Raw genomic sequence first — 11,156 nt, 5'->3', positions numbered from 1 at the left:
TGAGGGCCTCCGTGGCATCGGCTTGAGTGTGGTAACCCAATCGATACCGGAGGTCCTCACCTTTTTAGCTCACGCCACGCACACAACCTCCGTGGGAACAACATCTAGGGCGGGCTCTGGCCCCAGTTCGGGGGTGGCGATCGCCCGGCAGGCGAAAGGGCCCGCCCTGCCGAAGCAGGACGGGCCCTCCGTCTCACCGATCTACCTGGCGAGAGGTGATCGGGAGAACTACCAGACTACGCTTCGGTCGGAGCCTCGGCGTTCGCGGACTCGGCCGACTCGGCCGACTCCTCGAGAACCGGTGCGAGCGACAGCTTGCCCCGGTCGTCAATCTTGGTGATCTCAACGAGGACCTTCTGGCCCACGCCGAGCACGTCTTCGACGTTCTCGACCCGCTTGCCACCGGCGAGCTTGCGCACCTCGGAGATGTGCAGCAGGCCGTCCTTGCCCGGGAGCAGCGAGACGAAGGCGCCGAATGCGGCGATCTTCACGACAGTTCCGAGGAACTGCTCGCCAACCTCGGGGTTGGTCGGGTTCGCGACGGCGTTGACCATGGCGCGGGCGGCCTCGGCCGAGGGACCGTCGACGGCGCCGATGTACACGGTTCCGTCTTCCTCGATCGAGATGTCGGCTCCGGTCTCGTCCTGGATCGAGTTGATCATCTTGCCCTTCGGGCCGATCAGCTCGCCGATCTTGTCGACCGGGATCTGGACCGAGATCACGCGGGGCGCGGTCGGGGCCATCTCGTCGGGCTTGTCGATCGCGGCGTTCAGCACGGCGAGGATCGTGGTGCGAGCATCCTTGGCCTGGGTGAGCGCTCCGGCCAGGACCGACGCGGGGATGCCGTCGAGCTTGGTGTCGAGCTGGATCGCGGTGACGAACTCGCTCGTGCCGGCGACCTTGAAGTCCATGTCGCCGAGTGCGTCTTCGGCGCCGAGGATGTCGGTCAGGGCCGCGTAGCGGGTCTTGCCGTCAACGGTGTCGGAGATGAGGCCCATGGCGATGCCGGCAACGGGCGCGCGCAGCGGCACACCGGCGTTGAGCATCGACAGGGTCGAGGCGCAGACGGAACCCATCGAGGTGGAACCGTTGGAGCTGAGCGCCTCGGAGACCTGACGGATGGCGTACGGGAACTCCTCGCGCGTGGGCAGCACGGGGACCAGGGCGCGCTCGGCGAGTGCTCCGTGGCCGATCTCGCGGCGCTTCGGCGTTCCGACCCGGCCGGTTTCACCGGTCGAGTAGGGCGGGAAGTTGTAGTTGTGCATGTAGCGCTTCTTGGTGACCGGGCTCAGGGAGTCGATCGTCTGCTCGAGCTTGAGCATGTTCAGCGTGGTGACACCCAGGATCTGGGTCTCGCCGCGCTGGAAGATCGCCGAACCGTGCACGCGCGGGATGACAGCCACCTCGGCGTCGAGCGGGCGGATGTCGGCGAGGCCGCGACCGTCCATGCGCACGCCCTCGTTGAGGACGCGGGTGCGGACAACCTTCTTCGTGACGGACTTGTACGCCGCTGAGACCTGGCCGAGCGCACCGGCGGGAAGTTCACCGGCGTCGATCCTGGCCGCGATGGCGTCCTTGACGCGAGCCTTGAGTGCGTCATCCGCATCCTGGCGCTCGACCTTGCCGGCGATCTTGTACACGTCGCCGAGCTCGGCCTCGGCCAGGGCCGCGACGGCGTCGTAGGTCTCCGGCTGGTAGGGCGGGAAGACCTGGTAGTTGCCGGTCGGCTTGGCAGCGGATGCCGCGACCTTCTGCTGGGCCTCGATGAGCTGCTTGATGAAGGGCTTGGATGCCTCGATGCCCTCGGCGATGACCTCTTCGTTCGGCTTGATGGCGCCGCCCTTGATCAGGTCCCACGAGTTGTCGGTGGCTTCGGCCTCGATCATCATGATCGCGACGTCCTGGCCGCCATCGGCATCCGTGACGACGCGGCCGGCGACGACCATGCTGAACACGGCGTCGGCGATCTGCGAGTACTTCGGGAAGGCAACCCACTGGCCGGAGCCGTTCTCATCGGGGATGAGGGCGACGCGAACGCCACCGATCGGTCCGGAGAAGGGGAGGCCGGCGAGCTGCGTCGACATGGACGCGGCGTTGATCGCGAGCACGTCGTAGTACTCGTCCGGCGCGATGGCCAGAACGGTCACGACGACCTGGATCTCGTTGCGGAGGCCGTCGACGAACGACGGGCGCAGCGGCCGGTCGATCAGGCGGCAGGTGAGGATCGCCTCGGTCGACGGGCGACCTTCGCGACGGAAGAAGCTGCCCGGGATGCGGCCGGCAGCGTACATACGCTCCTCGACATCGATGGTCAGCGGGAAGAAGTCGAAGTTTTCCTTCGGCTGCTTGCTCGCGCTCGTGGCGGAGAGAAGCATGGTTTCTTCGTCGATGTATGCGGCGGCAGAACCCTGCGCCTGCTGGGCGAGACGCCCGGTTTCAAAACGGATGGTGCGCTTGCCGTACTTGCCGTTATCGATAACGGTTTCAGCGAACGTGATTTCTGGACCCTCCATGTGGGGGTTCTCTCCTTTGTTTAGACTCGCATGCCCGTGTGGCGCGCGAGTGGGACAAGGAGCAGGGAACAGGCAGGACGAAGTCGTGCGCAGTGAGCGCCGACTCGTGCTGGCCACCAGTAGAAATTCACCACCACGCCGTTCGTGTGAACCGCGGTTGGGAAACCACCACCGAGGACCAGCTTCCTGCCAGCCTGCTCCAATTGCTCGGCCATCCGAGAATGGCCGTCCCAATTCTAACAGCCCCGCCCCCAAATACCCCCTTCCCCCCTCCGCGAAACCGCAGTTGTGCGCGCTAAAACGACGTTTTAGCGCGCACAACTGCGGTTTCGCGGGTTAGACGGCACGCCCACGGAATGCAGGTAGGTGAACATCGGCCGCAGCGCGTGGTCCAGCGCCAGCGAGTGGCGCGCCGTGCCGGCGGTCGCCCCGATCAGCACCGGCATGTCGGTGAGGGACTTGGCTCAGCCCGGCGGACACCACGGCAAGTCGGCGGGTCGTCATCTCAGGCCCCCTTCGGGTTCGACGCGGCGAGGCCGGGGGCACCGGCCGGGCTCGACTTCAGGACGGTCTCCGCGATCGCCTGCGCCTCGGCGGCGGCCGTGAGGGAGGCGTGCGTCGGGGCATCCGGCACGGTCGCCGGGCGCATCTTCGCGAACTCGGCGCGGAGCACGGGCACGACTTCCTCGCCGAGGAGGTCGAGCTGTTCGAGCACGACCTTCAGGGGCAGGCCCGCGTGGTCCATCAGCCAGAGCTGGCGCTGGTAGTCGCCCACGTAATCGCGGAAGCCGAGCGTGCGGTCGATGATCTCCTGCGGGCTGCCGACGGTCAGCGGAGTCTGCTCGGTGAACTCCTCCAGGCTCGGGCCGTGGCCGTAGACCGGGGCGTTGTTGAAGTACGGGCGGAACTCATTGACGGCGTCCTGCGAGTTCTTGCGCATGAACACCTGCCCGCCGAGTCCGACGATGGCCTGCGCGGCGGTCCCGTGGCCGTAGTGCTCGAAGCGCTGGCGGTAGTACCCCACCATCTTCGCGGTGTGCGAGGCGGGCCAGAAGATGTGGTTCGAGAAGAGGCCGTCGCCGTAGAAGGCGGCCTGCTCGGCGATCTCCGGGGTGCGGATGCTGCCGTGCCAGACGAAGGGCGGCACGCCGTCGAGCGGACGCGGCGTCGACTGGAAGCCCTGCAGGGGGGTGCGGAACTGGCCCGACCAGTCCACGGAGTCCTCGCGCCAGAGCCGGCGCAGCAGCGCATAGTGCTCGAGGGCCAGCGGGATGCCCTGGCGGATGTCCTGGCCGAACCAGGGGTAGACCGGGCCCGTGTTGCCGCGGCCCAGCATCAGGTCGACCCGGCCTTCGGCGAGGTGCTGCAGCATGGCGTAGTCCTCGGCGATCTTGACCGGGTCGTTGGTCGTGATCAGCGTGGTCGCCGTGGACAACACGATCCGCTCGGTCTGCGCGGCGATGTAGCCGAGGAGGGTGGTCGGCGAGGAGGGCACGAAGGGCGGGTTGTGGTGCTCGCCGGTGGCGAAGACGTCGAGCCCGACCTCTTCGACCTTCCTGGCGATGGTGACCATGGCCTTGATGCGCTCGTGTTCGGTCGGGGTCCGACCGGTCGTGGGGTCGGTGGTGATGTCCCCGACGGTGAAGATTCCGAACTGCATTTCCAGCCTCTCAATCTCAATGCGTGTGCATGGATATTCTAGCCAACGACCGACCGAGTGATCTTATTCCGTCGCGCCCGTGATCGCGTGACAGGATTGGCCAATGACCGATGCCCCGGACCTCGATCCTGCCTTCGCCACGGTCCCCGCTCCTGCCCCGTGGTGGACGCAGGCCGTGGTGTACCAGGTGTACCCGCGCAGTTTCGCGGACTCCGACGGCGACGGGATCGGCGATCTGGGCGGCATCCGGTCGAAGCTCGATTACCTGGCCGAGCTCGGCGTCGACGCGGTCTGGCTCTCCCCGGTCTACCCGTCGCCGCAGCACGACAACGGCTACGACATCCGTGACTACCAGGACATCGACCCGGTGTTCGGCAGCCTCGCGGAGTTCGACGCGCTGCTGGCCGAGGCTCACGAGCGCGGCATCAAGATCGTGATGGACCTCGTCGTCAACCACACGAGCGACGAACACGCCTGGTTCGAGGAGTCTCGCTCCTCGCGGACGAGCCCCCGGCGCGACTGGTACTGGTGGCGGCCGGCCGCAGCCGACGGCGGACCGCCCAACGGCTGGCGCAGCGCCTTCAGCGGCCCGGCCTGGACCCTCGACGGGGCCACCGGCGAGTACTACCTGCACCTGTTCGCCCGGCAGCAGCCCGACCTCAACTGGGAGAACCGCGAGGTGCGCCAGGCCGTCTACGCGATGATGAACTGGTGGCTCGACCGCGGGGTCGACGGCTTCCGGATGGACGTGATCAACTACATCGCCAAGCAGATCGAGCTCGTCGACGGACCCCACCCGAGCCTGGACGGCGGCTCCCCGATGGGGCCGCAGATCCACGACTACCTGCAGGAGATGCACCGCGAGGTCTTCGCCGGGCGAGCGGGCGAGCACCTCACGGTCGGAGAGATGCCCGGTGTGAGCGTCAGCGACGCCGTGCTGTTCACCGACCCGGCCCGGGCTGAGGTCGACATGATCTTCCAGTTCGAACACGTGTCGCTCGATCAGGGAGACCACAAGTTCCTGGCGCTGCCGCGCAACCTGCCCGCGCTGAAGAAGAGCCTCTCCCGCTGGCAGGACGGCCTGGCCGAAACCGGCTGGAACAGCCTCTACCTCAACAACCACGACCAGCCCCGGCTGGTGTCGCGGTTCGGCAACGACGCCGAATACCGGTACGAATCCGCCACGCTCTGGGCGCTCGTGCTGCACCTGCACCGCGGAACGCCCTACATCTACCAGGGCGAGGAGATCGGCATGACCAACGTGCGCTTCGATTCCATCGACGACTACCGCGACATCGAGTCGCTCAACCACTTCCGCGAGGCCGTGCAGGAGTTCGACCAGTCGCCCGCCGCGGTGCTGGCAGGGGTGCACACCATGGGCCGGGACAACGCCCGAACGCCGATGCAGTGGGACGCGTCCGACAACGCCGGCTTCACCTCCGGAATACCGTGGATCGCGGCGAACCCGAATTATCCCGAGATCAACACGGTTACCGACCGGGCCGACCAGCGGAGCATTTTCCGCTTCTACCAGCGCCTGATCGCGCTGCGCCACGAGAGCCCGGTCGTGGCGCTCGGCGCGTTCTCGATGCTCGAGCCGGAGCACGACCAGCTCTACGCGTTCACCCGCACGCTCGGCGACCGGGCGCTCCTCGTGGTTGCCAACGCCTCGAATACGCCCCTGGCCGGGCCGCTCCCGGTCGATGTCACGGGCGGCGTACTGGTGCTCGGCAACTACGCCGACGCCGCGGGAAGCGGGCTGCGGCCCTGGGAGGCACGGCTCTACCGGCTGTGACGGCTGTGACGGCTTGTCGCGATCCTTACACGCGTGCACGGACGGGCGGGCGACGCACGACCTGCCAGGCCGTGATGACGAGGGCGAACACAACCCCGAGCACGGCGCCGGCGCCGTTCGCGATGAGGTCGCGAACGTCGGGGTATCGGGTCGGCAGGAACTGCTGGGTGAACTCGATCGAGCAGGTGAGCACGACGCCGATGACGATGGCGAGCCACCAGAGCCGGCGCCCGAAGAGCAGGAGCAGGAACACCCCGATCGGGATGAAAATACCGATGTTGGCCGCGAATTCGACCCGCCCGTAGGTGATCCAGTCGGTCGAGTCGTGCCGGGCGAAGAACCCCAGCGCGCGGAGCAGCCAGCCGTTGTTTGCGCTGTCGAGCGGCTGCGGTCCGAGGGTCACCCAGCCGACGAACGCCAGGTAGGCGAGCGTGACCAGGGACAGGACGGGATGGCGATGCAGCATCCCCCCATCGTGCCCGATCGCGCCTGGATGTCCACCCCGCGGCGCGCCTCAGCCGCGGCCTCTCGCCCTGGCCCCGGGGCCAACTCAGGAGAATCGGGGAAAACGGCCGGAATTCGCCCGTTTGCGCACCATTCCCCCGGAATCTCCTGAGTTGGCCACCGGGCCGTCGCGACAGGAGGTGGCCAAGGTCGAGCCCGCCGAGAACACGGTGGCGGCGGGCTCGATTCACCGGTGACGCACTACTTGCGGAGCGAGTCTTCCTCGGCGATGGCTTCGTCGCGGATCGTGTCGTCGAAGATCCGCTTCGCTTCGATGCCGACAACCGAGTGGCGACGGCCGTACGCGAAGTACACGATGAGCCCGATCGCGAGCCAGACCGCGAAACGAACCCAGGTCAGCGTGGTGAGGTTCAGCATCAGCCAGAAGCAGAGCACGGCGGAGAGGATCGGCAGGAACGGCGAGAACGGCACCCTGAACGCCCGCTTCAGGTCCGGGCGCTTCTTGCGCAGCACGACGACGGCGATGCTTACCAGCACGAAGGCCGACAGCGTGCCAATGTTGATCATTTCCTCGAGCACGCCAACGTCGGTGAGCCCGGCGATCAGGGCAACGGCCAGGCCGGTGATGATCTGGATGCGCACCGGGGTGCCGCGCTTGGCGGAGGTCTTGCTCAGCGACCGCGGCAGCAGGCCGTCGCGGCTCATCGCGAAGAGAACGCGGGAGAGGCCGAGCAGCAGCACCATGATCACGGTGGTCAGGCCCACCAGGATGCCGACGGAGATGACCTGGGCGGCCCATCCTGCGCCGACCGCGACGAATGCCGTCGCGAGGGACGCGTTGGGGTCGTCGGCGAGCACCGTGTAGGGCACCATGCCGGTCAGCACGAGGCTGACACCGATGTAGAGCACCGTGACGATGGCCAGGCCGGCGAAGATTCCACGCGGGAGGGTCTTCTGCGGGTTCTTCACTTCCTCCGCGGAGGTCGCGATCACGTCGAAGCCGATGAAGGCGAAGAACACGAGCGAGGCGCCGGCCAGCAGACCGAAGATCCCGTACTGGGCGGGCGCCGCTCCGGTCATGAAGGAGAACAGCGACTGTCCCCAGGCGTCGCCGTCGCCGCCCTTGGTGGGAATGGCGTCCGGGATGAACGGCGTGTAGTTCTTGATGTTGATGAAGAACGCGCCGACGACGATCACGAAGACGACGATCGCGATCTTGATCAGGGTGAAGATGCTGGCGACGCGCGCGGAGAGCTTGGTGCCGAAGACGAGCAGGGTCGTGAAGATGGCGACGATGACGAACGCGCCCCAGCTCACCTTCAGGCCGACCACATCGATCTCGGCGGGGATGTCCCAATTCCAGAGCGCGAACACGTTACTGAGATAGATGCCCCAGTACTTGGCGATGACGGCCGCGGCGGTCAGCATCTCGAGGATGAGGTCCCAGCCGATGATCCAGGCGAGCAGTTCGCCGAGCGTCGCGTAGGTGAACGTGTAGGCGGATCCGGCGACCGGAACGGCCGACGCGAACTCCGCGTAACACATGATCGCGAGGGCACAGGTGAAGGCCGCGAGGATGAAGCCCAGCGTGACGGACGGCCCGGCGTAGCTGCCGGCGGCCTTCGCGCCGACCGAGAAGATACCGGCCCCGACCGCGACGGCGACGCCCATGATCATCAGGTCCCAGGTGCCCAGCGTGCGTTTGAGGCTGTGGCCCTTTTCGAGGGAGTCCGCGATGGAAGATTCGATACTCTTGGTGCGCCTGAGGCTCATGGCGGGGTAGTGTCCGTTCAGTTGGTCGTCCGGCTTCCCTGCCGGGCAAACACCAATCCTAGGTGTCGCAGTGACCCCCGTTGACGGGGCTACGGAATTTGTCCGCGACCATCCGCTTCGAAAGGACCTCATGAACGCACCGCTCCTGCCGCTGGGCAATGGTCGCAGCATCCCTCAGATCGGGCTCGGGACCTGGCCGCTGGACGACGCCGAGGTGGCTCCCGTGATCGTGACCGCCATCGAGGCCGGGTACCGGCACCTCGACACGGCCGTCAAGTACGGCAACGAGGCCGGCGTCGGCCGCGGTATCCGGGACAGCGGCATCGCCAGGGGCGAGCTGTTCGTCACGACGAAGCTCAATGGCGTCTACATGGGCGACGACAAGGCGATCGCCGGGCTCGATGAGTCCCTCACCCGGCTGGGCCTGGACTACGTGGACCTGCTGCTGATCCACTGGCCGGTGCCGCAGCGCGGCCTCTTCGTCTCGACCTGGAAGACGTTCGAGAAGCTGGTGGCGTCCGGGAAGTCCAGGTCGATCGGGGTGTCGAACTTCAAGCCCGCCCACCTCGACCGGCTCCTCGCGGAGACGGACATCGTGCCGGCCGTGAACCAGATCGAGCTGAACCCCTACGTGACCCGCGCAGAGCAGCGCGCCTACAACGCCATGCATGGCATCGTCACGGAATCCTGGAGCCCGCTCGGGCAGGGAACCGAGCTGCTCAGCGAGCCGCTGCTCGGCTTCCTCGCCGAGAAGTACGAGAAGACCCCCGCCCAGATCGTGCTGCGCTGGCACATCGAACTCGGCCTGGTCGCCATCCCGAAGTCGAAGACCCCGGAGCGGATCCGCCAGAACATCGACGTGTTCGACTTCACCCTCGACCCGACGGACGTCGAGGCGCTGGCCGCGCTCGATCAGGGACCGGATGCCGGCGTCGACTCGGACGTGATCGGGCACTGACAGAGCGCGCGGATCAGCGCGCGTAGATGTCGTCCCAGCCATACTCCATCGCTGCGCAGGCATCGGCGTATTCCTGCTCCAGCTGCGTGGACAGGCTTCGCGCGCGGTCACGCAGCTCCGAGAGCACGTCCGTCGAGTCCGGTTCCGCCGCCCGATCCTCGGGGATGCCCGTCAGTGCGCTCCGCGAGCCGACGATCAGTTGCACCGTCACCGTTCTCGCGTCGTTCTTGACGGCCCGTTCCACCATCTCGGAATTGTCTCCGTCGTCAAAGGAGGCGACGAGAAGCAAGAGGGCGTCCGCGCCTTCATCCGTGGTCAGGAAGGACTCTCCGGAATATGAAACCTGGTTCATGATCTTCTCCCCCGGTGCATTGTTCGTGCCTGCGCCTGATCCGGAGTTGGAATCCGGAACGGCGCTGGCGCCACGCTAGCATCGGCGACGGATGCCCGCAGTCGGCATGAAGGGGGACAGCCGCGGGCCCTCGAGCGGGGAAAACAAAACGGGCCGCCACCCCAAGGTGACGGCCCGTTCGTAAGAAGATCGCGTTATCGACGAAGGCCGAGGCGCTCGATCAGCGAGCGGTACCGGTTGATGTCGACATCCGACAGGTAACCGAGCAGACGGCGACGCTGTCCAACCAGAAGCAGCAGGCCACGACGTGAGTGGTGGTCGTGCTTGTGCTCCTTGAGGTGCTCCGTCAGGTCGAGGATGCGCTGCGTGAGCATTGCAATCTGGACTTCGGGGGAACCCGTGTCGCCTGGGTGGGTAGCGTACTTTTCGATGATCGCCTTCTTAGCATTAGCTTCGAGTGCCATAGATGGGATCCCCTTTCTCTCACTGCGCGGTGCCCGGGGCAGAATGCCTGGGCTCTCTTTGTCCGCGGCCGTTAGACGGCAACCTGAAGAGTTTAGCAGAGTCGGATGCCCGGGCTCGCTCCCTCGGGCACCGGACCCTGGCGGCTGGCGGCTGGCGGCTGGCGGCCGCGGTGCATAACTCCGCCGGATCTGCGGCGGTCGCCGGAACAACCCCGTGATTTCGCCGGCTCAGGACGCGGGTCCGAAATTCTGGCGGAGTTATGCGCAGACGTCACTTCTCCCCCGTGGCGGCCTTCCGCTGCTCCGACGAGAACGCCCCGTCGACGCCGGTGCGAGAGCGCTTGATGTAGTCGTTCAGGCCCGCACTGAGCCCGGCGACACCGTCGGGCACGGCCGCGTAGGTCATCGACTTGTCGGCCTGGAAGCCGAGGTGGGCCCCGGTGAGCACGGCGTCCTGGTTCGCGCCGAGGAAGACGAAGTCCCAGTTGAAGTCGTTCGTCTGCTGCCGCACGAGCGTGCGCACGGATTCCGCGGTCCACTCGTGGCTCGAGTTCTCCTCTCCGTCGGTGGCCACGACGACCTGCACCGTGCCGGGACGCTGGTCTTCGGGCAGCAGGGCGAGGCGCCAGCCAAAGGTCGAGACGGCGTGGCCGATCGCGTCATAGAGGGCCGTAGCCCCGCGGGGTTCCAGCGCGACAACGACGTTGGCCGGGTCGGCGAAGGTGGCCTGCGTCTCGATCTCGGTGTCGAAGGTCACGATGTCGACGCTGAGCCGGCCGGGCTCGGCGGCCTGGTCGCGCAGCATCGATTCAAGCCCGCCGACCATGTCGTTCCGAATCGTCGTCATCGATCCGCTGCGGTCGATGATGAGCAGCAGTCCGGTGTAGTTGGGGTCGGTCATGGGAGTCTCCTGTCGCGTGGGTGTGCGCCCGCGCCACGTTGGCCGGACCCGGCGTCGCAGCTACAACCGCAGGACGACTCGTATCCCACATGGTGCAGGGGACGACCGACATTCCTTCCGATGTGCCGGGTCGGAAGCGTCGCGCGGGTAGTACGCCGCATCGCGTGCGATGCGCGGTAGTTGTCAACCTGTCTGAGACAACAGGTGGGTATTGATTCCGGTTTTTTGCGGGTGTTGTGGGGCCGTGGGTCGGTTTCTGAAGCGTTCGGGGTGTG

At 66.6% G+C, this 11,156-nt stretch carries 9 protein-coding genes and 1 pseudogene; 2 read left to right on the top strand and 8 right to left on the bottom strand.

Annotated features, from left to right (window positions below):
* Positions 1 to 236 precede the first annotated feature (236 nt).
* The 3 genes and pseudogenes from E3T54_RS02085 to E3T54_RS02075 all read right to left on the bottom strand — a co-directional run bounded on the left by E3T54_RS02085 (position 237) and on the right by E3T54_RS02075 (position 4,173).
* Positions 237 to 2,513, bottom strand: a complete 2,277-nt coding sequence (locus E3T54_RS02085) for a polyribonucleotide nucleotidyltransferase (protein WP_092323889.1) — start codon at positions 2,511 to 2,513, stop codon at positions 237 to 239.
* Between the two features lie 344 nt (positions 2,514 to 2,857).
* Positions 2,858 to 2,971: pseudogene (locus E3T54_RS02080) on the bottom strand (NADPH-dependent FMN reductase); the annotation flags it as partial.
* A 47-nt stretch (positions 2,972 to 3,018) separates the two neighbouring features.
* Positions 3,019 to 4,173, bottom strand: coding sequence for an LLM class flavin-dependent oxidoreductase (locus E3T54_RS02075; RefSeq protein WP_134474355.1), 1,155 nt, complete (start codon positions 4,171 to 4,173; stop codon positions 3,019 to 3,021).
* A gap of 103 nt (positions 4,174 to 4,276) precedes the next feature.
* On the opposite strand from E3T54_RS02075, the gene E3T54_RS02070 reads away from it, so the two are divergent.
* A complete protein-coding gene (locus tag E3T54_RS02070) occupies positions 4,277 to 5,968 on the top strand; it encodes an alpha-glucosidase (RefSeq protein WP_134474354.1) in 1,692 nt (563 codons plus the stop codon).
* A 25-nt stretch (positions 5,969 to 5,993) separates the two neighbouring features.
* Here E3T54_RS02070 and E3T54_RS02065 read toward each other — a convergent pair whose 3' ends face one another.
* Together E3T54_RS02065 and E3T54_RS02060 are read right to left on the bottom strand one after the other, a co-directional pair.
* Positions 5,994 to 6,434, bottom strand: a complete 441-nt coding sequence (locus E3T54_RS02065) for a VanZ family protein (protein WP_092323882.1) — start codon at positions 6,432 to 6,434, stop codon at positions 5,994 to 5,996.
* Between the two features lie 239 nt (positions 6,435 to 6,673).
* The gene (locus tag E3T54_RS02060; RefSeq protein WP_092323880.1) at positions 6,674 to 8,206 is read right to left on the bottom strand and encodes an amino acid permease; all 1,533 of its coding nucleotides are present in this window, start codon (positions 8,204 to 8,206) and stop codon (positions 6,674 to 6,676) included.
* A 130-nt stretch (positions 8,207 to 8,336) separates the two neighbouring features.
* On the opposite strand from E3T54_RS02060, the gene E3T54_RS02055 reads away from it, so the two are divergent.
* Complete coding sequence (locus tag E3T54_RS02055; protein WP_092323879.1) at positions 8,337 to 9,164, top strand: aldo/keto reductase; 828 nt, start codon at positions 8,337 to 8,339, stop codon at positions 9,162 to 9,164.
* A 13-nt stretch (positions 9,165 to 9,177) separates the two neighbouring features.
* On the opposite strand, the gene E3T54_RS02050 is transcribed toward E3T54_RS02055, so the two are convergent.
* The 3 genes from E3T54_RS02050 to E3T54_RS02040 form a co-directional block, all read right to left on the bottom strand.
* Positions 9,178 to 9,516: a hypothetical protein gene (locus E3T54_RS02050; protein WP_134474353.1), complete on the bottom strand. Its 339-nt coding sequence runs from the start codon at positions 9,514 to 9,516 to the stop codon at positions 9,178 to 9,180.
* A gap of 194 nt (positions 9,517 to 9,710) precedes the next feature.
* Positions 9,711 to 9,980 (bottom strand): 30S ribosomal protein S15, encoded by a 270-nt coding sequence (gene rpsO, locus E3T54_RS02045; RefSeq protein ID WP_066594293.1) that lies wholly within the window; start codon positions 9,978 to 9,980, stop codon positions 9,711 to 9,713.
* Between the two features lie 271 nt (positions 9,981 to 10,251).
* Complete coding sequence (locus tag E3T54_RS02040; RefSeq protein ID WP_092323875.1) at positions 10,252 to 10,881, bottom strand: vWA domain-containing protein; 630 nt, start codon at positions 10,879 to 10,881, stop codon at positions 10,252 to 10,254.
* Positions 10,882 to 11,156: the final 275 nt, after the last annotated feature.

It is taken from the genome of Cryobacterium sp. Sr8 (genome assembly GCF_004403225.1).
Taxonomy (GTDB): domain Bacteria; phylum Actinomycetota; class Actinomycetes; order Actinomycetales; family Microbacteriaceae; genus Cryobacterium; species Cryobacterium psychrotolerans.
Note: the sequence above shows the minus strand (reverse complement) of the source record. Positions and strands in the feature narration are given on the sequence as shown.